The sequence below is a fragment of the Glaciecola punicea genome, assembly GCF_001756615.1.
GTDB classification, from domain to species: domain Bacteria; phylum Pseudomonadota; class Gammaproteobacteria; order Enterobacterales; family Alteromonadaceae; genus Glaciecola; species Glaciecola punicea.
This window is the reverse complement of the sequence record NZ_LZXY01000005.1, coordinates 43,755-67,423: the sequence shown is the minus strand read 5'-3', so window position 1 is coordinate 67,423 and position 23,669 is coordinate 43,755. Positions and strand designations below refer to the sequence as shown.

Below are 23,669 nucleotides of genomic sequence, written 5' to 3'. Positions count from 1 at the left end.
CCAATATAGTGATAAACCGCGATGCAAAATATGTGCTAGGGCGCAATAACCACTAGCTCATCACATATTAGACGCTATAGATTCAACCGTGAAATAAAAAAAGAACGCTAAACGCGTTCAATTTATATAATTAATAGCATAATAGTATAAAACAATCGGGCTATTGTGGGTAGGCTTTTAGGCGTCGATTTGTTTGTGTAGCTCTTGCAAAGAATTCACATTTTTATACGCATCAGCGGTTTTTGACTGCATCGTTGCAAATGCTGCATTTAAGGTGGTGGTATAGGCCACTTTATTTAACAGCGCTTCACTTCGAATATACACCGAGTCGGTAATAGCTTGACGACCTTCAGTGGTATTTACAATGTAGGTGTAAGCACCGTTTTTAATAGAATCAACAATATTAGGGCGCCCCTCTAATAACTTATTGACCACCGAGCACTCATAGCCACCGTCATTAATAAATTTCGCAGTGCCGCTAGTCGCTTCTAAACTAAAGCCATTTTCAATAATAACCTTGGCTAGATTGAGCACCCTGTGTTTATCATTATTACGCACAGACACCAGTACTTTGCCCTTTTTAGGTAACGGAGAACTCGCGCCTAGTCCTGCTTTAGCGTAAGCTTCTTCAAAATTCACCCCTATTCCCATTACCTCACCTGTAGAACGCATTTCTGGACCTAATAATGGATCAACGCCCTGAAACTTAGCAAACGGCAACACCACTTCTTTTACCGAGAAAAATGGGGGTATTGTTTCTTTGGTAATGCCTTGGCTGGCGAGTGACTTACCGGCCATTACGCGCGCGGCTATTTTAGCTAAGGGTACGCCTGTTGCCTTTGACACAAAAGGCACCGTGCGAGCGGCGCGCGGGTTAACTTCTATTAAGTATACTTCGTTGTCTTTAACAGCAAACTGTGTGTTCATTAAGCCCACTACGCCTAACTCTAGCGCCATTTGCGCAACTTGCGTACGCATAACATCTTGAATTTCTTTGGATAAAGAATAAGGAGGTAAACTGCAGGCTGAATCGCCTGAGTGCACGCCCGCTTGTTCAATATGCTCCATTATGCCGCCAATCACAACGTCAGTGCCGTCGCAAATTGCGTCTATATCAACTTCAATGGCGTCGTCTAAGAATCTGTCTAGCAACACAGGAGAGTCGTTAGAAACCTTTACTGCTTCGGTTAAATAACGTTTCAAATCTTTTAGGTCATACACAATTTCCATGGCGCGGCCGCCTAATACATAAGAGGGCCGAACAACTAATGGAAAGCCAATTATTTGAGCATGTTCAATCGCCTGTTCCATATTACTCACGGTCGCATTAGCCGGCTGTTTCAAGCCTAACTTGGTTACCATTTGCTGAAACCGTTCGCGATCTTCTGCTCTGTCTATAGCATCGGGGGAGGTACCGATAATATTAACCCCATTCTTTTTCAAAGCACGCGCAAGCTTCAAAGGAGTCTGACCGCCATATTGCACAATCACACCATCAGGCTTCTCAACTCTGCAGATTTCCAATACGTCTTCAAGGGTGACAGGCTCAAAATAAAGCCTGTCTGAGATATCGTAATCGGTTGACACTGTTTCTGGGTTACAATTCACCATTATGGTCTCGTAGCCGTCTTCACGCAGTGCAAGCGCAGCGTGTACACAGCAGTAGTCAAACTCAATACCTTGACCTATCCGGTTAGGGCCACCGCCTAGAATCATTATTTTGGGTTTTGAAGACGGCAGTGCCTCGCACTCTTCATCATAAGTAGAATACAAATAAGCGGTAGAAGTGGAAAACTCTGCAGCGCAGGTGTCAACACGCTTATAAACAGGTAACACCCCCATTTCTACGCGTTTGGCACGCACTTCATCTTCGACTATACCAGTTAGTTCAGCAATACGCGCATCAGCAAAGCCTTTGCGCTTAAGGCCGCGCATCAACTCTTCATCCATACCGGCTAGGCCACGCTCTTTTATAATCGCTTCTTGTGTAACAATATCTTCAATTTGTACTAAATACCAAGGGTCTACATTAGTTAATAAAAACACTTCTTCAACCGACATGCCCATTCTAAACGCATCGCCAATATACCAAATACGCTCAGCGCCTGGCTCGCGTAGTTCATATACTATTTTAGTTCTAGCTTCGGGGTCGTTTAAATCCACAATAGGGCTTAAGCCTGTGGCGCCTACTTCTAAGCCTCGCAGCGCTTTTTGCAAGGACTCTTGCTGATTGCGGCCAATGGCCATCACCTCACCCACCGACTTCATTTGGGTGGTTAGGCGATCGTTTGCACCGGCAAACTTTTCAAAATTAAAGCGCGGGATCTTGGTTACAACATAGTCTATTGCAGGCTCGAATGAGGCAGGTGTTTTACCGCCCGTTATATCGTTTTCTAGTTCGTCAAGGGTGAAGCCAACGGCAAGTTTAGCGGCAATTTTAGCAATCGGGAAACCAGTCGCTTTTGAGGCCAGCGCAGATGAACGCGACACTCTTGGGTTCATCTCTATGATGACCATACGGCCTGTTTTAGGATCGATACCAAACTGCACGTTCGAACCTCCGGTTTCCACACCAATTTCACGCAGCACCGCAATAGCGGCGTTGCGCATTATTTGAAATTCTTTGTCGGTTAAGGTTTGCGCGGGTGCAACCGTAATAGAGTCACCGGTGTGCACGCCCATCGGGTCGAAGTTCTCAATAGTGCAAATAATAATGCAGTTGTCTGCGCTATCGCGCACCACTTCCATTTCATATTCTTTCCAGCCAATAAGCGACTCGTCAATCAGCAGCTCTGAGGTGGGAGATAAATCTAAGCCCCGGGAGCAAATTTCGTTAAATTCGTCCATGTTATAGGCAATACCGCCGCCGCTGCCGCCCATGGTAAAAGAGGGGCGAATAATGCATGGAAAGCCGATGCGCGTTACCACATCTTGGGCTTGCTCTAAGCTATGTGCAATTTCCGCACGCGGGCATTCAAGGTTGATAGACTTCATGGCCTTGTCAAAGCGTTCGCGATCTTCTGCTTTGTCTATAGCGTCGGCATTTGCGCCAATAAGCTCAATATTAAATTCGTCTAGTACGCCGTGTTTATTCAAGTCCAGCGCGCAATTAAGGGCCGTCTGTCCGCCCATCGTGGGTAAAATAGCGTCAGGGCGTTCTTTGATAATAATATTTCGCACCACTTCCCATTGAATGGGTTCAATGTAGGTCGCATCGGCCATATCGGGATCGGTCATTATGGTGGCAGGATTGGAGTTAACCAAAATAACTCTATAGCCTTCTTCGCGTAGTGCTTTGCAAGCCTGGGCGCCTGAATAATCGAATTCGCAGGCCTGTCCTATTACAATAGGACCGGCGCCAAGAATCAAAATGCTTTTGATGTCGGTACGTTTTGGCATGGTAAAGCTTCCTATTGTTTTACTTGTTTAATCAGGTCTATAAAGTGGTCAAATAATGCAGCGGCGTCTACCGGACCAGGGCTTGCTTCTGGGTGGCCTTGAAAACCGATGGCTGGTGCATTTGTTAGCGCTATTCCCTGCAGAGAATGGTCAAACAAGGATACATGGGTAATCTTAATAGTACTAGGCAAACTGTTTTCATCTACTGCAAAACCATGGTTTTGACTGGTGATCATAACGCGGTTTGTGGCAAGATCTTTGACCGGATGGTTTGCGCCGTGGTGGCCAAACTTCATTTTTTGCGTGCTCGCACCTGCGGCTAAGGCCAAGAGTTGATGTCCCAAACAAATACCGAACATGGGGATTTGTTCGTCAATAAAGGTTTTAATGGCGCTTATTGCATAGTCGCATGGCTGCGGATCACCGGGTCCATTAGATAAAAATATTCCGTCGGGCTTCAGCGCTAATACGTCTTTTGCCGATGTCTGCGCGGGCACCACCGTTAGCCGGCAGCCGCGGTCAACAAGCATGCGCAGGATGTTGCGCTTAGCGCCAAAATCGTAAGCAACCACATGATAGGGTAAATTAGTGATTTGGGTATCGTAACCACTTTCTAAGTGCCATATGCCGTGTGTAAACTCATAATGCTTTTCACAGCTAGCAACCTTGGCTAAATCCATTCCTTTTAGACCCGCAAAGCCTTTTGCTTGTGCTAAGGCCTTTTCAATCACGCTGTCTATGTCGCTAAGATTTTCAAGACTTAAAATGCAGCCGTTTTGAGCGCCTTTATCACGTAAAATGCGGGTCAGCCTGCGCGTGTCAATATCAGCTATGCCTATTACATTATTGGCTAGTAAATAGTCACTTAAGCTTCGCTGACTTCTAAAGTTACTGGCGACTAATGGCAAATCTCTTATTACTAAGCCTTTAGCCCACACTTGGTCAGATTCAACATCTTCACTGTTAATGCCAGTGTTGCCGATATGGGGATAAGTTAAGGTAATAATTTGTTCAGCGTATGAAGGGTCGGTAAGAATTTCTTGATAGCCGGTCATTGAGGTGTTGAATACAACCTCACCAACGCTGCTACCGGTCGCACCAATGGCGGTTCCTTTAAACACGGATCCGTCGGCGAGTACTAACAGGGCAGAAACAGCCACTTAAATCTCCTAAAAAGTAGAGATAGCTAGGGTTCGTCATTAGAATGAAGCAAACCTGTCGTTAAACCATATTTTGATATAAAAAATGGTTTAGTATCTCTGCCAAAATAGAGACTACAAAACGAGCAATAACTAACATAAAGCCTTGACTGTTAGCACCTGCCGTTATTGTTAGAAGGATTTCAAATTAGTAAAATCGCTTCCCTTTGGCAAATTCTAAGTAGTATATCGAACTAAACCATTCAGGTCTATAGGTTTTAAATAAATGATTAAAACAACCGGAACACTCTAAATTCACTAGCAAAGCCTCAAAAGTGCGTCTTTTGTATTGCTACCCTAGCATCGTACTAGAACGTGTTGATCTTTTCTGTACATAAATCAATCAGCCCACCTGGGTAAATTCAATCCAAAACGTTACCGCCACAAAGCGACTTAACACTAGCGCCGTTATAACCCCGATAAAAAATATGGATTGCTTGCCGAATGATCTCGACCGGCCCAACGAGACGCATGACTATGAGCCCTACCATAATTTCCCTCGCAGATGTTTTTCCTTAAAAGTACCATCGAAATTGCAATACTTATAGGATGTCAATCCCAGTATTAATACCGCTATACACTTCCCAATTGTTGTAAACAGCCAGTTTTCACTCATAAAAATATATTCGTGTAAAAATATTAGAATAAAAATAACGCTTACTGCACTGCAGGTCAACGTCCTATTTCTTTTATCTAGTACCCTTGGCAGAACCAAAACAACGACCAATGGTAATATAAATGCGTTAAAAAACATTTTTTTCTCCAATTTAATAAAGGGGCCAAATGTTCAGCCCCTTTAATTTTCTAGAATTTAGAAGCACCTACACCTAGCATAAACGATTTTCCTCCAAACATTGCATTGGCAAACCTTGAGCCAGTGTGGCCCACAAAACCCCCAAAGAAGCCAGATGCAGCACCAAACGCTATTGCACCTGCGATATTGCCAAAACCTCCGCCATTTAAGGCACTACTAACACCACCAATAGCTCCTCCCAAAATAGCGCCACCTGGTCCGAATCCACCATTCACATCTCCTACTTGATCAAACTTCAATTCTTGCATATCATCTCTCCTAGAGATTATTTTAAGTTTAGGTTTTATATACGCCCTTTCAGGCTTAAAATTGGCTCAAGCAACCAGCTTATTAAGCTGTGTTGTTCAAGCACGACATCTGCGCTTAAGGTCATACCCGGTTGCAACGGGACTTCCTTTCCATAAGCGCGGATTTCTTGCTTACCCAAGGCCACCTCTACGCGGTATACAGGCTCTTGGATACTAATTGGCATGTCTACTTCACCCGGCAACAATATTGAATTTGCCGCATGGGTCACTTCGCCTTCAAACAAACCAAAACGTTGGTAGGGGAAAGCGTCGAATCGTATACGTGTATGTTGCCCTGCTTCGACAAAACCGAAAGCGCGAGTGAGCACCAGCAATATGGCTTTTTAGCACATCGTTTGTTGGCATGATGATCGCCAGCGGCAATTGTTCAGGTATTGAAGTTCCCGGCTCAGCCACCAAGTTAGTGACCTTTCCAGCAATGGGCACAATCAGTAATACCTGCCCACGTGCGCTGGCCTCGGCTAATTGCTGGTTTATCCTAGTTTTTTCAGTGTTAAGCATGGCCAGTTGCTGGGCATGCTTTGATGGGATTCGATTTAACTGGGTGGTTAACTGCTCTATTTGGCGCCTCTGGGTTTGATACGAGGAGGTCAACTCAGACACCTGTTGTATAATAGCGAGGCGTTCATTGAGTAAGGTAAGTTGCGCTTGCGCTTCGATGAATGACTGTTTGTTAACGTAAATACGCTGAGCTAAGGTTTGTGTTTGTTGATTATGCTGGCTAGTTACCTCATTCGCACGAATATCGGTAAAGCTCAGCTGTTGATTAAGCGTGTTGGTCAGTAATGCAGTGACATTTTGACCGTCTGATAAAAGTTCAGGAATATGAATAAGGGCTATTGGGTCGCCGGCGACAACGGTATCGCCATTTTTAGCGTAAAGCGTATTGACCACACCGGCACGTTTGACACTAATTTTGGCTAAGCCAGAAGCAGGTTGTAGATAAGCCATGAAGGTCTCTTTGCGATGAAAAGACGCGTTAGCTAGATATACGAGACTAATGGCAACCAATGCTAGTAGCAATATCCTTGCTGCTGAGGGCTGTGCGATGACTACGTCACCATCTAATTTTACAGATTGGTTCGCCACATCCTGTGGTCTGAACAATCCTTGTTCATTTTGAGTCGTCATCGCTATAACTTCTTAATGTACTTCGTGAGTATAAATCCCTTTCTTAAAACGTATCACTGCTAACGGTGTTTGTCAAACGTCAAACTAACCATTCGTTTTTTTAGGTAAATGAGCGCGCATTTTTTCGATTATACCCTATCTTCATGCCATTTATTTCTTCTACAGCAAAGATCAACACGCCCTAATCTACTTTGCTAAATTTAATACTTGCCGCATAGAGTATAAGCCAGGTTTTTGCGCCTTTATCCAAACAGCAGCAGTTATGGCACCATTGCCAAAGGTTAATCGATTACTGGCTTTATGGGTAATTTCAAGGCGCTCGCCTAAGGTCGCAAAAAGCACTGTATGCTCACCCACTATGTCGCCCGCTCTTATGGTAGCAAAGCCAATTGTGTCGCGGGTACGCTCGCCTGTATCACCTTCACGTCCGTACACTGCGCATGTGGCTAAATCTCGATTGAGCGTATTAGCGATACGCTCACCAATGGCCATAGCAGTGCCTGAAGGTGCATCTTTTTTGAAACGGTGGTGCGCCTCAATAATCTCTATATCGGCTTGGTCACCCATTACGGCCGCCGCAGTCTCTACCAAATCTAGCATAACATTGACGCCTACACTATAATTTGCGGCAAACACAATGGGAACGCTTAATGCGGCTTGATCAATTAGCGCGAGCTGTGCTTTATTTAAGCCAGTCGTACCAATAACAATAGGTTTGTTGTGTTTACATGCATATGCAAGGTTATACGCTAAAGCATCAGGTAAGGTGAAATCGATGAGAATATCGGCGCTAATCGCTAGCGTATCGTTGATGACGGCAACAGCCACATTTTGCTTATGTATGCCGGCCAACTCACCTGCATCTATCCCCTCAAAAGCAGAGCCATTACGAACACTAGCAAAACCAAGACTTACCTGTCGATGCTGGCAAGCCGCCTCTATTAATATCCTGCCCATTCTGCCATTGGCACCAAACACACCTACTCTTATCACTGCTAATCCTCTCTATTAGAAAGCTAGAGACGTTTTAATATCGCTTCTAGTATTTTGGCACAACATTTAGCGCTATTTTGCACTAAAGTAAAGACGCTAGCAAAGCGGGTTTGTTTCGCTTCGTAAAATAAGGTAAAAGCCTACATGTTTGTTTTTACCTTATGCTTATTATGTATTAACACAAGCCCAATAAAGACGACTACTGCTACCGCGACACCAATGGGTTTTGATAAGTCACTTGGTAAATTGAGTCCAATTTTAGCCGTTGCAATATAAGACAAAGTGATTGCGGTAGTAATAACCGCTGGTACACTTGCCACCCAATGAAAAGTACCACGGTCAAACAAGTATTTAGTAGCTAACCACAGCACGCTGGTTGAAAGCAGCATATTTGAAAAAGCAAAATAACGCCAAATAACGGTGAAGTCGAGCTTCGTCATAAAAAAAGCGATGGTTAAAATAGGAATAGCAAGTAGTATACGGTTACGTAAACTTTGCGGAATATTAAAAGCGTCAACCATGGTTAGGCGCAGCGAGCGAAAAGCAGTATCGCCTGAAGTAATGGGGAAAATCGCCACGGCAATAATCGCCATTATGCCGCCAAGAACACCTAAGTAACTGCTAGCAACATAGTTCACCACTAGTCCTGGACCACCTTGGTCTAACATTGCTTTCAAACCGTCGTAGCCTTCAGGAAATGCCGCGATACCAGCCAAAGCCCATACACAAGCTACAATCCCTTCACACATCATAGCGCCGTAATAAACCGGCCGCACATATTTTTCATTCGTTAAGCACCGTGCAATAATCGGTGCTTGAGTTGAATGAAAACCACTGATAGCGCCACAGGTAATTGTAATAAACAGCAGCGGCCATATGGGCAAACCGTCTGAATTAGGGCTCAAAAAATCATGTGCATGATCGGTTTCAAAGTAAGCAAATAAGTCACCTGTTACTGGTAAATGTGGCGCCTTTATTAATAGCGCAACACCAATGAGCGTGGTCATCACAATCATTAACAAACCAAACAGCGGGTAAAGCTTAGTAATAATCTTGTCTATCGGCAGCATGGTAGCTAAAAAGTAATAGGCTAATATTACCAGCACCCAAAAAGTATTATTGGCAAAAATAGTGTCTTTAAAAATATCAAGATTACTGAGTAGGCCAGCCGGACTCATAATAAATACCACCCCAACAAAAAACAGCAGCATGGCGGTGAACAAGAGCATAAAACCTTTAAATACTACGTTATAGTATTTGCCTGCTATTTCAGGCAGGCTTTTACCGTCTTCTTTTATGCTCATTACGCCAGAGAAAAAGTCGTGAACGGCACCGCCTAAAACGTTACCAAGCACAATCCAGACTAAGGCTATTGGGCCATACAAAGCACCTAAAATTGGACCAAAAATTGGGCCTACACCGGCTATGTTCAAAAATTGGATCAAAAATGCGCGTACAGGATGAATAGGTACATAATCTACACCTTCACTAAAACGCTTCTGCGGCGTCATTGCCGTTGGGTCCATACCCGCTTGTTTTTCAACAAAAGGGCTATAAAACTTGTAACCTAATATTAGAATGGTGAGGCATATGAAAAATATTAGCATAAGTGGATACTCGTTTGGGATAGGCAGGTGCGGTACATTTATGGGCTCGCAAACATTTTGTGGATACGCATAAAAAATTATCAGTCAAAGCTTAACACAGCAATAAGACTTTGGGCTAACATACCTTATGAGTAGCGAGGCGTTACCGCATCAACACCTTGCAACTTTAAAAAACTTATCGCCCTTGTATACTGTCGAAAATGAAAATAACTTGTACAATAGAGGTTAAGAAACACTTTGCCTCGCTAAAGGATGCTAATGCACACACAAAAGGTCTGGGATATTCCTGTTAGGGTCTGCCATTGGGGCTTCGTTTTGATTATTATTTTTCAATATTTAAGCGGCGAAATTTTAGATGATAATATACTGCCAAATACCATGCAGTGGCATTTTTATGCAGGATACACCTGTATAGCGCTGGTCATATTTAGGCTTTGCTGGGGTATTTTCGGTACCTACTATTCACAATTCAGCCAGTTTGTCACGTCCCCCATTACCACGTTTCAATATTTGCGTAACAAGCGGTCATTTAGTCAATTTTTAGGGCACAATCCAGCGGGTGCATATTCAATCATTGTGCTGCTCACGTTAATTTTAACGCAGGCGTTAAGCGGTTTATTTATAAGCGATGAAGTATTTAGTGATGGACTGTACTATGGTGTATTAGGTAATCGCGCTCAAGATATTGCCAATTTTCTTCATCATAACGTATTTACACTTTTGCTCGGTTTTATTGCACTGCATATTCTCGCCATCTCATATCACAAAATTGTGTTGAAGGAGGGTTTAACGAAAGCCATGATTACGGGCAAGAAGAAAGTCAGCCGCACGGATGTTGCAGTATCGCCTTACTCAAGTGCGATATTTCCTTGGGCAGGTTTGCTTATCAGTTTATTAATAACGGCAATCGCTATGTATTTAATCCTTGAAGTACTGCCGCCGCCCCCATCTGATGACTTTTTTATGTATTGACATATTCAGCAGGGCGTCAATAGTTTTAGCTTATGTCAATATCTACATAGTAAATGATATTAGCGGCATCACATAATGCAGTGTGATGCCACTAATATTTATTCAGGCTAAGGGTAAAGATTTGCTTTAAAAGTCGGCTTTTAACACAATTCTATAGCGCGCCTTACCCGATTCCAAATGAGCAATAGCTTCGTTGACCTGACTCATAGGAAACTCTTCAACTAATGGCTCAATGCTATGCTGGTTGGCAAAATCGAGCATCGTTTTAATAGTATCAGGACTGCCTACCGGTGAACCTGAAATACTTTTTTGTCCGCCTATCAGCGAAAAAACACCAACATTAAGAGGCTCTAAGGTAGCCCCCACAAAATGCAAGCGGCCTTTTGGTGTTAGGGTGGTCAAATACAAGTTCCAATCTAACTTTACGTTTACGGTTGAAATAATCAGGTCAAACCTGCTGTTAGCGGCCTCTATCTGTTTGGCATCGATTGAATTAATCACGTGATGCGCCCCCATCGATTTTGCTTCATCGAATTTGCTTTCGCTAGAGGTGAACGCAGTAACTTCACAGCCCCAAGCGTTTAAAAACTGCAGCGCTAAATGACCTAAACCACCAATACCAATAACTGCAACCTTGCTTGTTGGTTTAATATCAAACTGTACAAGAGGATTAAACACCGTAATACCACCGCAAAACATAGGACCTGCTGATTTAACATCGATCCCCTTCGGCAGGGCCACTACGCTTGTTTGTGACGCCTGTACAAACTCGGCAAAACCGCCGTGGCGGCCGATTATAGTAGGCTGAGCTGAAGCACATAGGTTCTGATCACCGGTATCGCAGGTGCGACAAGTGTCACAGTAAGCTGCATGCCAGCCCAAGCCAACGACATCACCCACCTTGTGTTTACTTACACTGCTACCAACTTCAACAACCTCTCCCGATACTTCATGCCCCGCCACTAGTGGGAACGTCGATGCTCCCCATTCGTTGTTGAGCATCGAAAGGTCTGAGTGACAAATTCCACAATAGCTGACTTTTATTTTTACTTCGTCTGCGCCTAATGGTGGTAACTCAAGCTCAATTTTTGACAAGGCTTGCCCTGCTTTTTGTACAGCATATGCGTACATATAAATACTGTCCTTTTTTTATTATTAATCGTAATTACTAATCTTTTTTGTAATCGTCGTGACAAGCTTTACACGTTGCCCCTAGTGCGCCAATGCCTTTTCTAAAATCGCCTTCTTGGTTATTTGCGACCAGTGTTTGTAAGTCGGCCGCCGCACTTACCATATCGTTCACTTTGCGAGTAAAGTCAGCGTGATTTTGCCATATTTCGTCTTTTGCACCCGTTTCTACTGGAAAAGCGCTTGTATCAAGGGAAAAATAATCGTGCATCATATCAGCTAAAAACTCTATTCTTTTTGAGTTTGTGCCTATTACTTCGGCGTCCATTGGAATATTGCCCTTTGCCATTGCGCCAAGAGGGCCCATATTACTGCGCACTAATTGCAATAATGACTGCCTAAAAGTAACCGCTGTTTCTGCTTGTTTTTCACTTGAAGCTTGTCTAACTTCGCTAGCTAATGCTTGAGGTGCAAGACAAACACTGCCCAGCACCAAAGAACAGCCTGCAGCTAATAAAAGTAACGATGATGTTTTCATAAAATATCCTATAGTGTGATGATGCGTAGTCAAAACAGCTAACTCACGACTGTGAACTTTAACTGACAATACTACTGTAAACCTATAAATGTTATTATTAATTAGGAAATAGCCAAGCATTGTTTGACTACTTTTTATAAATTAACATATTTACGAAGACTTTTAACTATATAGAAACAAAAAACCCCAACACAAGGTGCTGAGGTTTTAATAACCTACATTAATAGCCGAGCTTTTATTTTGTCAAATCGTCAAAGAACTTTTTTACGCCATCAAAAAAACCTTTCTCTTTAGGCCTGTGTTTAGCAGCTTGACCATTAATTGACACTTCAAACTCTTGCAGCAAGTCTCTTTGTTTTGAAGAAAGATTCACAGGCGTCTCAATGACGACCTTACAGATCAGGTCGCCAACACTGCCACTTCTCACCGATTTGACACCTTTACCGCGCAGTCTAAACATTTTACCTGTTTGTGTTTCGGGGGTAATCTTTAGCTTTACTTTACCGTCAAGCGTTGGCACTTGTATTTCGCCGCCTAATGCTGCAGTAGTGAAACCTAAAGGCACCTCACAAAATAGGTTGTTTGCGTCACGTGTGAAAATCTCATGGTCGCGTACGTTTACCTGAACGTATAAGTCACCTGCTGGTGCACCCGCTTCACCTGCTTCACCTTCTGATGAAAGACGTATACGGTCGCCTGTATCAACCCCTGCAGGCACTTTAACAGATAAGGTTTTAGTCTTTTCTACTCGGCCTTGTCCTCGACACGGTGAGCACGGATCTGAAATGATCTTTCCTTTACCCGAACAGCTTGGACACGTTTGCTGCACCGCAAAAAAGCCTTGGCGCATCTGCACTTGACCGTTTCCTTTACAGGTAGGGCACGTAGTGGGCGTTGAGCCTTTTTTAGCGCCTGAGCCGTCGCAAGTATCGCACTCCACCAAGGTGGGTACACGAATTTCAACTTCTTTACCGCGTACCGCATCTTCTAGCGACATTTCTAGATTATATCGTAAATCGGAGCCTTGACGTGCTCTTGAGCGACCGCCCCCGCGACCACCGCCGAAGATATCGCCAAACACATCTCCAAAAATATCACCGAATTCAGCACCACCACCACCGCCACCGCCGCGGTTGGGATCAACACCGGCATGACCGTATTGATCGTAGGCCGCTCGTTTCTGAGCGTCGGTTAATATTTCATAAGCTTCTTGAATTTCTTTAAACTTCTCTTCAAGCGCTTTATCACCTTGTGTACGATCTGGGTGATACTTCATTGCCAACTTTTTGTAGGCTTTTTTGATATCACGTGCTTCGGTGTTTTTGCCCACCCCCAGCACTTCATAATAGTCTCTTTTAGACATAAACCACCCATTGGAACTTGTTAATATTCGACAGCATTTACTATTTCAAAACCGCAAGCACTGTATGCTGCAGCTAGTACTGCCAAAATTATTGTTAATTCGTTTATTGTGCACGCATTAGCGTGCCGATAAGGAGCATATTTGCACAAAGTAAAAGTACAAACTGCTTTCGTAATAAAGGCGCAACACTCGTTAAAGGTTGCGCCTAATAAACACTACTGACTTTTAGCTATAAAAAACGGTAGCTTCTCTAGACTTCCAAGCATTACTTCTTGTCGTCTTTTACTTCTTCAAACTCAGCGTCAACTACGTCATCACCGGCGTCTTTTGCATTTTGCTTTGGCGCTTCTGAACCTTCAGCTTGTGCTCCTTCAGCCTGTGCTTTTGCTTGTGCAATTTCCATCAATGGCGCAGAAGCTTCAATTAAGGCCTGAGTTTTGGATTCAATCGACTCTTTATCTTCACCTTTACGGGCAGCCTCTAAAGCATCAAGCGCCGTTTCAATTTTAGCCTTGTCGTCAGCGCTTAATGCTTCCCCAGCTTCTTCAACCTGAGTGCGCGTGCCGTGGATCATGCCGTCTGCTTGGTTACGCGCTTGCACTAACTCTTCAAATTTAGCGTCGGCGTCTTTATTTGCTTCAGCGTCTTGCACCATTTGATTAATTTCGTCTTCACTCAGGCCAGAAGATGATTTAATCGTAATCTTCTGCTCTTTACCGGTGTCTTTATCTTTTGCAGACACATGTAAAATACCATTTGCATCAATATCAAAGGTCACTTCAATTTGAGGGGCGCCGCGCGATGCTGGACGGATACCTTCTAAGTTGAACTGGCCTAAGGACTTGTTGCCTTGAGCTTGCTTACGCTCACCTTGTAATACATGAACCGTTACCGCTGACTGGTTGTCTTCAGCCGTAGAGAAAGTTTGGCCTTTCTTCGTTGGAATAGTCGTATTTTTCTCAATAAGCGCGGTCATTACGCCGCCCATAGTTTCAATACCAAGTGACAAAGGCGTTACATCTAATAACAATACATCTGTAACTTCGCCTGCTAATACACCGCCTTGAATGGCTGCGCCTACTGCAACTGCTTCATCAGGGTTTACGTCTTTGCGGGGCTCTTTACCGAAAAATTCAGTGACATATTTTTGCACTAGTGGCATGCGCGTTTGGCCACCCACTAAAATAATGTCATTAATTTCACCGACACTAAGGTCAGCATCAGTTAATGCTTGCTTAAGTGGTCCTAGCGACTGCTTGACTAAGTCTTCAACCAACGATTCAAGTTTTGCACGAGTGACCTTAATCACTAAGTGCTTGGGGCCTGATGCATCAGCGGTAATATACGGTAAGTTAACTTCCGTTTGTTGAGCTGAAGATAACTCAATTTTCGCTTTTTCACCGGCTTCTTTAAGGCGCTGCATCGCCAACGGATCTTTACGTAAATCAAACCCTTGATCTTTCTTAAATTCATCTACCAAGTAGTTAATCATGCGGCTATCAAAATCTTCTCCGCCTAAATGCGTATCACCATTTGTAGAAAGTACTTCAAAGGTGTGCTCGCCGTCTACTACGTCTATTTCAATGATTGAAATATCGAAGGTACCGCCGCCAAGGTCATATACCGCGATAGTATTATTGCCTTTATTTTTATCCATGCCGTAAGCAAGCGCTGCAGCGGTCGGTTCATTAATAATACGCTTCACTTCTAAGCCAGCAATTCGGCCTGCGTCTTTAGTGGCTTGACGCTGAGAATCGTTAAAGTAAGCTGGTACAGTAATAACTGCACCCGTTACTTCTTCACCTAAATAGTCTTCGGCGGTCTTTTTCATCTTTTTCAAGACTTCAGCAGATATTTGCGGAGGCGCCATTTTCTCGCCATTCGCCTCTACCCATGCGTCGCCATTGTCAGCCTTGACTATTTTATATGGCATTATACCGATGTCACGCTGTACTTCTTTGTCTTCAAATCTACGGCCGATTAGACGCTTAATAGCGTATAAAGTATTAGTAGGGTTTGTGACAGCCTGGCGTTTTGCCGGTTGGCCTACTAATATCTCACCGTCTTGTGTATAAGCAATAACCGACGGTGTAGTGCGTTCGCCTTCACCATTTTCGATTACTTTTGCCGTTTTGCCGTCAAGTACCGCTAAGCATGAGTTAGTTGTACCGAGGTCTATACCAATAATTTTACCCATTTTTATATCTCCAAAATTCTTTTTAAATGCCTCACTTTCGATGATTATAAAGTGGGGCTAGTAACCCTATTTTCAATAGGTGAATCAATAATTTTTATTTATTTTGATCTTTTATGGCCTAATATTATTGTTAAGCCCCTGTATTTATCAAAATATTAAACTTGTGTATCCGCTTTGGTAGTTCCACCGCGAGATACCATCACCATTGCCGGTCTAAGCAGTCTTCCTTTCAACGAATAGCCTTTTTGCATGACAGCCATAACCGTGTTGGGGCTAAACTCTTCGTTTTCTTGCAACGACATTGCTTGATGCTGCTCTGGGTTAAATATCTCACCTTGTGGATCAATTAGTTCTATGCCGAATTTTTCAAATGTAGACATGAACAATTTGTGCGTTAAGGCAATGCCTTCTAAAAGCGGTTTTACAGATTCATTTTCAGCATCGGCTGCTTGTGTAGCGCGCTCTAAGTTGTCAACCACTGCCAGTAGCTCACCAGCAAACTTTTCAAGCGCAAATTTTCGGGCTTTGTCAACCTCTTGGTCAGCACGGCGTCTAGCGTTTTCACTATTGGCGATAGAGCGCAGTACGCTGTCTTTTTGATCTTCAATTTTAGCTTCAGCCGCCGCCAATTTTAGCTCAAGCTCATTAGCGTATATTTTCCAATCAAAACCTTGCTCTTCTAGCACTTCGTCAGATTCAGGGCCAACAACTGTTCCCTCCAAAGGTTCTGAAGCTTCTGGCTGCGATGAACTATCCGCTTCATTTTGGGGCTGTTGCGTCTCTTTGTTAGAAGCATTTTCGTGCGTCATTGGGTGCTCCACTTTCGTTTAATTAGTCAGGTAAGTGATTAACATCACATACAATGCATTGTATTGGGTAGTATGGGGACAGAATTTAGTGCTTCAAGCTATTAAAGGTTATTTTATTGTGGTTTTTTAGACAAAATAGGCAGCGTCCTTTGTACAGCAGATTTGCATACACTTTTCCAATCTTTAGTAAATTCTGCAAATTGTACTTGCAACAGCAATAGCCTTACGTATACCTTTGTGGCACGAAGGATTTAGGCTAACTAATTATATGCATTACAAAACCGTTGGATTAATAGGAAAACCTAGTCACTCTGGGACTCATGCCAGCTTAACGGTATTAGTAAAAGAGTTAACACAACGTGGCTGTAATATATTAATCGAAACACGTATTACCGACTCCATTGATGATAAGTCTCTAACCGTGTGCTCCATGGAGGAAATTGGCAAACAGGCTGAATTAGCCATTGTGGTGGGTGGCGATGGCTACATGTTAGGCGCTGCTAGAGTATTAGCAGGTCACCCTATAGATGTGGTGGGCGTGAATCGTGGAAATCTTGGTTTTTTGACCGATATTAACCCCGAAGATATTTCGCGCCAGCTTGACAGAATATTTGCCAACGAACTGCATCGCGAGGAACGCTTTTTACTTGAAGCGCAAGTGCGCAGTAAAAACAAATTGATTAGTACGCATGTCGCAGTAAACGAAATAGTATTGCACCATAGCAAAGTGGCTCACATGATGGAGTTTGAACTTTATGTAGGCCAAGATTTTGTGTTTAGTCAGCGTTCAGATGGTTTAATTATCGCCACGCCTACCGGCTCTACTGCCTATTCTCTTTCCGGTGGTGGTCCAATTTTAGTACCTCAATTAGACGCTATAACCTTAGTGCCTATGTTTCCGCATAGTTTAACAAGCAGACCCATCGTGGTTGATGCGAATTCACCACTTACTTTGAAAGTCTCTCATAAAAATTCCGACAACGTCCAAATAAGCTGTGACTCTCACCTTGTTATCAGTTTAGCACCAGGTGATGAGGTACATATAAAGAAAAGCCCTAATTTATTGAGTTTAGTTCATCCTCCAGAATATTCTTATTTCAATGTGCTGCGCACTAAATTAAATTGGGGAAGCAAGCTGTTTTAGTACAAAACTGATCTTTACAGATGCGCAACTACTGTATATATTATCAGTAGTTTAAGAGTTGTTCAAATTTAGGCTTGAACTATCTTATTTTGCTATCTTGTTTACATTCTATAGGCTGATAACGCTATGCTAGTACACATTGCCATTAAAAATTTAGCTATTGTTAAAAAGGTCGAGTTAACGCTAGGTTTAGGTTTAACCGCTATCACAGGAGAAACGGGTGCCGGTAAATCTATCGCGCTTGACGCACTTGGTTTATGCCTGGGGGAGCGTGCAGAATCCAACATGGTAAGAGATGGCGCCGACAAGGCTGAAGTTGTCGCGCATTTCGATATTGCAAAAGTCAAAAGTGCACGTGAATTTTTAAGCGAGCACGAACTCCAGCAAGACGACAACCTTGACGAGTGTTTTATTCGCCGCGTAATTAGCCCAGAAGGGCGTTCAAAAGCTTTTGTAAACGGCATTCCGGTTAATTTAAGTCAGCTTAAAGCACTTGGCAGTAAACTGGCTTTTATTCACTCCCAGCATGCGCATTATCAATTTTTAAAACCTGAATTTCAGCGCAAGGTGCTTGACCAATATGCACAGCATTCGTCTATATTGCTTCAGGTCGCACAAAGCCACAAAACTTATAGTCACACCTATAAGCAGCTAAAGCAGCTAGAAGCGCAGCAACAGCAAAGGCTCGATCGTTGTCAACTGCTCAGCTATCAAGTTAAAGAGCTGGACGAATTTAGTATTGCAGAAGATGAATTTGCTACCCTTGAAAACGACTTTAAAAAGTTAAGTAACACCCAAGAGCTTATCGATAATACTGAGTTTGCAGTTCACACCTTAAAAACGAGTGATGACGCCAATGCTTTATCATTGCTACAAAAGAGCATTAAATCACTTAACAACGTTGCTCATTTTGATGAGGGCGTTAACGGTATAATCGAGAGTTTACAAAACGCACTTATTCAAGCTGAAGATGCGTGCAATGAACTTGAGCATTACCAAGAGCGAATTGAAGCAGATCCCGAACAACTTGCCTATATTGAAACTAGATATAGTAGCGCCATGGATTTAGCCAGAAAGCATCAGGTAAGACCAGAGGCACTTTACGAGACACATTTAGCGCTTGCACAAGAATATCAATCATTGATGGCACAAGAGGATAGCTTAACGGTGCTAACAGATGAAGTGCAGACCAACTATCAACATTATTTAGCCGCCAGTAAAAAACTTTCTGCTTCTCGCACTAAAGCGGCTAAGCTGTTATCGACTGAAATACAACAGTCTATTCGTGAAATGAACCTGCCTCACGCAAGCGTTGACGTTAGAGTAAAACAGGAGCTTGAACCAACACCAACTGCCCTAGGCAACGATATTGTACAAATATACTTGTCCGTTAATCCGGGTCAAGCTTCAGATCTCATGGATAAAGTTGTATCAGGCGGTGAGCTGTCGCGCATTGGACTAGCGCTGCAGGTTATCAGTGCCAAAGACACTCTTATTCCCACAATGGTGTTTGATGAAGTAGACACAGGCATAAGTGGACCGACCGCGTCACTTGTTGGAAGGTTACTAAGACGTTTAGGCGAAAAGGCGCAGGTAATGTGCGTTACTCATCTGCCACAAGTAGCAGCACAAGCTCATAACCAGCTATTTGTCAGCAAAGTAACTGACGGTAAAACAACCGAAACCACCTTGCTTAAGTTAAGCAAAGAAGAGCGTATTAACGAAATCGCTAGATTGCTTGCAGGCGATGAACTTACCGATACTGCCATTGCAAATGCGAAAGATTTGCTTAAAATGTGAGGACTATTTTAAATTCGAACCATTTACCGCTTGAATGGTCATACGCAGGTAGGGTAGGATGCCTGCGCAAATTTATAATAGGTATAATATGAAATCAGCTTACATTATCATCATCTTAGTCACCACCTTGTTCACTACGGCGTGTTCAGACTGGATATTCCGTATTGATGTTCCACAGGGCAATTTCCTTGACCAAAAAGACGTTGATAGATTACGAATTGAAATGACCAAAGAACAGGTTGAGTTTGTTCTGGGCAACGCAATAGTCGAAGATAGTTTTTCGTCTGACACTTGGTACTACATCTACAACATGAAAAGGGGAATGAGCAAACGCGGTGAAGACGTGCGTAAAGAACTTATTTTAAAATTTGTAGATGGTAAGTTATCGTCAATGACAGGTGATTTTGAGGAGTCAGAAGAATTTTCTACGCCCTTAGATGCCTAATTAGGTAAACAAAGTATAGGTTCATCAGCAACAAAGTCTTACTTGTTAAGATTCACTAGTAAGGCTTTTGCTTCTTCTTGCTGATCCATAGTGCCCAAACGAATTACTTCATCTAATAGTTCTTGCGCCGCTTCGAAGTCTTCCATATCCATATACACTTGGGCCAAATCTAAGTTACTAGCCTGATCTGACTCTATGCCTATATCAGGTATATTAAATTCATCATTTTGCTTGGTATTAAGTCTGCCTAATGAGCTATTTAAATCCAGCCTTTTATCGCTATCACTCATTAAAGCCGCAGCATCACTCTCTTCAATTAGGTCATCTACGTCTACAAAGCTTTTACTTGATAGGTCTAAGTCAACGCTCTTTTCTTTAGTGGCTAGTTCACTAGCAGCGCCCTTGGATCTAGGGTCAATAGACTCATCATTTGCTAATGCATCTATATCTAAGATGGCTGTAGATAGCGGATCATTTCTTAATCGGCTTGTGTTTTTATTATCGGAACCTTGCGCTGACTCATTGGCTAAATCGTCTAACATTTTATCGAAGTTGGCATCATCTAAACCTTGAACAAGCTCGTCATCTGTTAAGCTTCGTTCGTCTAGCGAATAAAACTCATCATCTAGCGCCATCGCGGCTAAATCAACTTCAATATTCTTTCGTTCACCTATCGTCTTGCAGGTTTCATTGTCTCCTTCATCTAAACAGTTGTGTAGGTCTTTAAATCCTGCGGATAGACCTTCATCTGTTCCATCGTCGCGATCATCCTCATCGTTTTGATTAGCACCCATAGATTTTTGATTGTTTGCATCAGATTTATCATTTTCATTTTCAGACTTGTTGATCCCACTATAACCGATATCATCAGTGTCTCTAATTTCAGATAATGCAGACGTATCTTCTTGTTCAGTCTGTATGGACTGTTCAGAATTTTTGCTGACTATTACTGGCTCCACTACTTCTTCAATAAAGTCTTCAACTTTACCATCGTTGAATGACATGTCGCTGGTAAAGCGTGGGATGTCGTCTAGCAACTCGTTAGCATCGAGGGTTGGGTTTGATTTTGCCTGAGCTAAAACGCTGGCTTTTTCATCACTAATATGATTTTCTTTGAGGCTGCTGTTGCTGTCTGTAGTTTTATCAATATCGTCGATGACACCGCTTAAAGGACCGTCATCATTATCATTTTCTAAATCATTTAAAAGTTCTTCAGCAAGTTTCGAGACCTGAACATTTTCTTGTGCAGTGTCAAACATGTCACTGTCGGCATTACTCACATCCAATGACTCATCTGAGGATTCATTTGAGTCTTGTGATACCGTGTCATCGATCTGGCGCCTGCTAACGAAAGTATCCTCACCGATGGAGCCAAGTAAGGCGTAAGGCTCGTCGCTAGGGTCTTCTGCATCTTTAGCCGTGTTATCACGGCTAATCGTTTGAGACTCAGACAGACCCAATTTTTCAATATTCTCATCAAAAAAGTTCTGGCTGTCGAGCTGAACAGCTTGTGAACTGCCTTTATCATTCTTAGACTCAGTGTCAAATATTTGTGATGGCGAATCCGGTACTAGCAGATCATCTAAGTCATTTAGCACGTCTTCCATATCGACATCTGGAAGTGCATTTAAAACGTCGTCATCTTCCATGGCATCAGACAAAATATCGTCTTCTGGAAAAGTATCTTCTTTGGACGATGTCGCCATCAAATCTTTTGAGTCTTTGTCTAGTTCATCGTCAATCTCACCTATGACTAAATCTTCATTGACAATGCCTTGCGCCGGTTTTGCATCACCTTTTTGGCCCGCTTGAGAGGGCTTTCGCAGCAAGAATAAGCCAAATCCAGCTATTAGTAGCAGTGTCACCACAGACAATATAATAATCAGCGCAAGCGGTGACGAAAGGACGCTTAATATAGACTCAGATTCCTGATCTATCCTTCTGTTTTCTGCGTCTGTTACTTGAGTAGCTAATAGGCTTAATTGCTCAAGCTGTTGGTTTATTTGGTTTTGTAGTTCTGATTCAACTTTTTGCGTCAACGCTTGGTTGTTCTCATCTAACTGTAATAGCTGATTACTTAGCTTCTTATTTTCCTCAAGCAGTAATTCTACCGCACTGATAGAGGTGCTAACTTGCCTTTTGAGTTGATCAAATTGTCGTTGCTGCTGCTGACGTAAACCATCGAGTTGAGATTGTAACTGCAATGATGTTATAAACAAATTCTCTTGATTGAGCGGTAGGATTTCAGATTTAACATCTGTACTAGGCGCTTGTCTGCTGTTAGCAGAGGATCTTGGGCCTAATGCTCTATCGTCAGAAGTGGCTTTTGCTCTTGCGCGCTGTGGATCAATTCGGGCAATGTAGAGATCACTGGGAAGACGCAAAGTGGCACCATTGACCATAGTATTAAAGTTACCATTTTCAAAAGCCTGCTGATTTAGCTCGAATATGGCGAGCATAGTCTGAAAGACCGAAAAAGGAGAGTCCTGCTTATAGCGGCTAGCAATTCGCCATAAAGTATCGTTTTGACCTACAGGGCCAAAGACTACACCCGAGTATACTTGCGTATTGTCTTGGTCTCCCTGTATCTGAGAGTCCTGCACTTGATTAGTTTGAGCACTAGCACCACTGATAAACGCATTTGCTATTGCAAACAAAAACACAAAGCAAAGTATATATACTTGAACGTTAATGACGTTTTTTTTGCTTAAGCTTTGAATATTGTCCGCGTATATCAAATTGCCATTACCTCGTTAAAAATGTTGTATAGCGTAAGTTTATCGACCGAATTACTGCTTGACTTACAAATAATCTCTTATTAATACTTCAGCAATTTGTATACTGTTAGTGGCTGCACCTTTTCGAATATTATCTGACACAACCCACATATTTATGCCGTGTGAATGAGATATATCGTCTCTTACCCTGCCTACATGCACGCCATCGTTGCCACTAGCACTGCTTACTTGAGTAGGAAAGGCGGCTGTGTCGGTATAAAGAGTGACACCCGGCGCATCCGCTAATAAAGACTTAACGTGCTCAGCGTCTATTTGCTGCTGGGTTTCAATATGTATCGCCTCCCCGTGACCATAAAAAACCGGTACTCGGACCGCAGTTGCGTTTACCAAAATATTGTCATCACCTAATATTTTACGCGTCTCCCATACCATTTTCATTTCTTCTTTGGTGTAATCATTATCCATAAATTCATCAATTTGTGGGATTACGTTAAACGCGATTTGTCGTGAAAACTCTTCTCCAGTGACAGGCTTTGCGTTTAGCAGTTCAGCTGTTTGTCTGGCTAAACCCTCCATGGCACTTTTACCCGCGCCCGACACTGACTGATAGGTACACACGTTTATGCGATCAATCCCCACAGCATCATAAATTGGCTTTAACGCCACTACCATCTGAATGGTAGAACAATTCGGATTGGCAATTATATTTCTGTTTCTGAAGTCGGCTATAGCATGGGCATTCACTTCAGGTACTACAAGAGGAATGTCTGGCTCGTATCTAAAGTGAGAGGTATTGTCGATAACCACACAACCCGCTCCAGCTGCGATAGGAGCATATTTTGCAGACACAGATCCGCCAGCTGAGAAAAAAGCAATTTGAACCTGTGACCAATCAAACTCATCAGCGTTAAGGACGGTCAATGTTTTGCCGTTAAATTCTACTTCGCCACCAGCTGAACGCTCGCTCGCTAAAGGAAAAAGAGTATCTACTGGAAAGTTTCTCTGCGCCAGTATATCCATTATTGCTTGGCCCACTAGGCCTGTTGCACCGAGTATAGCAACATTAAAAGCTTGAGACATGTTT

Annotated in this window: 18 protein-coding genes; 4 read left to right on the top strand and 14 right to left on the bottom strand. The window is 42.9% G+C overall.

Features of this window, described 5'->3' with window-relative positions:
- Positions 1-177 precede the first annotated feature (177 nt).
- The 7 genes from carB to BAE46_RS07920 form a co-directional block, all read right to left on the bottom strand.
- On the bottom strand, positions 178-3,399 hold the full coding sequence (carB, locus tag BAE46_RS07950; RefSeq protein WP_070112308.1) for a carbamoyl-phosphate synthase large subunit: 3,222 nt from the start codon (positions 3,397-3,399) through the stop codon (positions 178-180).
- An 11-nt stretch (positions 3,400-3,410) separates the two neighbouring features.
- On the bottom strand, positions 3,411-4,559 hold the full coding sequence (carA, locus tag BAE46_RS07945) for a glutamine-hydrolyzing carbamoyl-phosphate synthase small subunit (protein ID WP_070112306.1): 1,149 nt from the start codon (positions 4,557-4,559) through the stop codon (positions 3,411-3,413).
- A gap of 843 nt (positions 4,560-5,402) precedes the next feature.
- Positions 5,403-5,660 carry a hypothetical protein gene (locus tag BAE46_RS07935; protein ID WP_006003213.1) on the bottom strand — a complete coding sequence of 86 codons (258 nt, stop codon included), beginning with the start codon at positions 5,658-5,660 and terminating at the stop codon, positions 5,403-5,405.
- 35 nt (positions 5,661-5,695) lie between these two features.
- A complete protein-coding gene (locus BAE46_RS15005; RefSeq protein WP_238528934.1) occupies positions 5,696-6,028 on the bottom strand; it encodes a beta-barrel domain-containing protein in 333 nt (110 codons plus the stop codon).
- The gene (locus BAE46_RS14600) at positions 5,937-6,851 is read right to left on the bottom strand and encodes an HlyD family secretion protein (RefSeq protein ID WP_244884996.1); all 915 of its coding nucleotides are present in this window, start codon (positions 6,849-6,851) and stop codon (positions 5,937-5,939) included. The genes BAE46_RS15005 and BAE46_RS14600 overlap by 92 nt, the downstream gene beginning before the upstream one ends.
- A 186-nt stretch (positions 6,852-7,037) precedes the next feature.
- Entirely contained in the window at positions 7,038-7,844 is an 807-nt protein-coding gene (gene dapB / locus BAE46_RS07925) for a 4-hydroxy-tetrahydrodipicolinate reductase (RefSeq protein WP_006003209.1), read from the bottom strand.
- 140 nt (positions 7,845-7,984) lie between these two features.
- Positions 7,985-9,451, bottom strand: coding sequence for a carbon starvation CstA family protein (locus BAE46_RS07920; RefSeq protein ID WP_006003207.1), 1,467 nt, complete (start codon positions 9,449-9,451; stop codon positions 7,985-7,987).
- A 258-nt stretch (positions 9,452-9,709) separates the two neighbouring features.
- Here BAE46_RS07920 and BAE46_RS07915 point away from each other — a divergent pair, with 258 nt between their 5' ends.
- Entirely contained in the window at positions 9,710-10,423 is a 714-nt protein-coding gene (locus BAE46_RS07915) for a cytochrome b/b6 domain-containing protein (protein WP_006003205.1), read from the top strand.
- Positions 10,424-10,549: 126 nt separating this feature from the next.
- On the opposite strand, the gene ahr is transcribed toward BAE46_RS07915, so the two are convergent.
- The 5 genes from ahr to grpE form a co-directional block, all read right to left on the bottom strand.
- A complete protein-coding gene (ahr, locus tag BAE46_RS07910) occupies positions 10,550-11,554 on the bottom strand; it encodes an NADPH-dependent aldehyde reductase Ahr (RefSeq protein ID WP_070112304.1) in 1,005 nt (334 codons plus the stop codon).
- A 37-nt stretch (positions 11,555-11,591) separates the two neighbouring features.
- On the bottom strand, positions 11,592-12,089 hold the full coding sequence (locus tag BAE46_RS07905) for a c-type cytochrome (protein WP_006003201.1): 498 nt from the start codon (positions 12,087-12,089) through the stop codon (positions 11,592-11,594).
- Between the two features lie 235 nt (positions 12,090-12,324).
- Entirely contained in the window at positions 12,325-13,452 is a 1,128-nt protein-coding gene (gene dnaJ, locus BAE46_RS07900) for a molecular chaperone DnaJ (RefSeq protein ID WP_006003200.1), read from the bottom strand.
- 265 nt (positions 13,453-13,717) lie between these two features.
- On the bottom strand, positions 13,718-15,649 hold the full coding sequence (dnaK, locus tag BAE46_RS07895) for a molecular chaperone DnaK (RefSeq protein ID WP_070112302.1): 1,932 nt from the start codon (positions 15,647-15,649) through the stop codon (positions 13,718-13,720).
- 155 nt (positions 15,650-15,804) lie between these two features.
- Positions 15,805-16,458 (bottom strand): nucleotide exchange factor GrpE, encoded by a 654-nt coding sequence (gene grpE, locus BAE46_RS07890; RefSeq protein WP_070112300.1) that lies wholly within the window; start codon positions 16,456-16,458, stop codon positions 15,805-15,807.
- Positions 16,459-16,726: 268 nt separating this feature from the next.
- Between grpE and nadK the strand changes: the two genes are divergently transcribed.
- From nadK to BAE46_RS07875, 3 genes are all read left to right on the top strand, one after another.
- Positions 16,727-17,602: an NAD(+) kinase gene (gene nadK, locus BAE46_RS07885; RefSeq protein ID WP_006003197.1), complete on the top strand. Its 876-nt coding sequence runs from the start codon at positions 16,727-16,729 to the stop codon at positions 17,600-17,602.
- 126 nt (positions 17,603-17,728) lie between these two features.
- Entirely contained in the window at positions 17,729-19,402 is a 1,674-nt protein-coding gene (recN, locus tag BAE46_RS07880) for a DNA repair protein RecN (protein ID WP_070112298.1), read from the top strand.
- 88 nt (positions 19,403-19,490) lie between these two features.
- Positions 19,491-19,847, top strand: a complete 357-nt coding sequence (locus BAE46_RS07875; RefSeq protein WP_040520189.1) for an outer membrane protein assembly factor BamE — start codon at positions 19,491-19,493, stop codon at positions 19,845-19,847.
- 38 nt (positions 19,848-19,885) lie between these two features.
- Here BAE46_RS07875 and BAE46_RS07870 read toward each other — a convergent pair whose 3' ends face one another.
- Both BAE46_RS07870 and BAE46_RS07865 read right to left on the bottom strand, forming a co-directional pair.
- The gene (locus BAE46_RS07870; RefSeq protein ID WP_070112296.1) at positions 19,886-22,585 is read right to left on the bottom strand and encodes a FimV/HubP family polar landmark protein; all 2,700 of its coding nucleotides are present in this window, start codon (positions 22,583-22,585) and stop codon (positions 19,886-19,888) included.
- Positions 22,586-22,648: 63 nt separating this feature from the next.
- Positions 22,649-23,665 carry an aspartate-semialdehyde dehydrogenase gene (locus tag BAE46_RS07865; protein ID WP_006003193.1) on the bottom strand — a complete coding sequence of 339 codons (1,017 nt, stop codon included), beginning with the start codon at positions 23,663-23,665 and terminating at the stop codon, positions 22,649-22,651.
- Positions 23,666-23,669 lie beyond the last annotated feature (4 nt).

Bases quoted from the DNA above. Each gene is read 5' to 3' on its own strand.
- dnaJ (WP_006003200.1), bottom strand. From the start codon at position 13,452: ATGTCTAAAAGAGACTATTATGAAGTGCTGGGGGTGGGCAAAAACACC.
- BAE46_RS07920 (WP_006003207.1), bottom strand. From the start codon at position 9,451: ATGCTAATATTTTTCATATGCCTCACCATTCTAATATTAGGTTACAAG.
- dnaK (WP_070112302.1), bottom strand. From the start codon at position 15,649: ATGGGTAAAATTATTGGTATAGACCTCGGTACAACTAACTCATGCTTA.
- BAE46_RS07865 (WP_006003193.1), bottom strand. From the start codon at position 23,665: ATGTCTCAAGCTTTTAATGTTGCTATACTCGGTGCAACAGGCCTAGTG.
- BAE46_RS07905 (WP_006003201.1), bottom strand. From the start codon at position 12,089: ATGAAAACATCATCGTTACTTTTATTAGCTGCAGGCTGTTCTTTGGTG.
- recN (WP_070112298.1), top strand. From the start codon at position 17,729: ATGCTAGTACACATTGCCATTAAAAATTTAGCTATTGTTAAAAAGGTC.
- BAE46_RS07935 (WP_006003213.1), bottom strand. From the start codon at position 5,660: ATGCAAGAATTGAAGTTTGATCAAGTAGGAGATGTGAATGGTGGATTC.
- BAE46_RS07875 (WP_040520189.1), top strand. From the start codon at position 19,491: ATGAAATCAGCTTACATTATCATCATCTTAGTCACCACCTTGTTCACT.
- nadK (WP_006003197.1), top strand. From the start codon at position 16,727: ATGCATTACAAAACCGTTGGATTAATAGGAAAACCTAGTCACTCTGGG.
- ahr (WP_070112304.1), bottom strand. From the start codon at position 11,554: ATGTACGCATATGCTGTACAAAAAGCAGGGCAAGCCTTGTCAAAAATT.
- BAE46_RS14600 (WP_244884996.1), bottom strand. From the start codon at position 6,851: ATGACGACTCAAAATGAACAAGGATTGTTCAGACCACAGGATGTGGCG.
- grpE (WP_070112300.1), bottom strand. From the start codon at position 16,458: ATGACGCACGAAAATGCTTCTAACAAAGAGACGCAACAGCCCCAAAAT.
- BAE46_RS07915 (WP_006003205.1), top strand. From the start codon at position 9,710: ATGCACACACAAAAGGTCTGGGATATTCCTGTTAGGGTCTGCCATTGG.
- carB (WP_070112308.1), bottom strand. From the start codon at position 3,399: ATGCCAAAACGTACCGACATCAAAAGCATTTTGATTCTTGGCGCCGGT.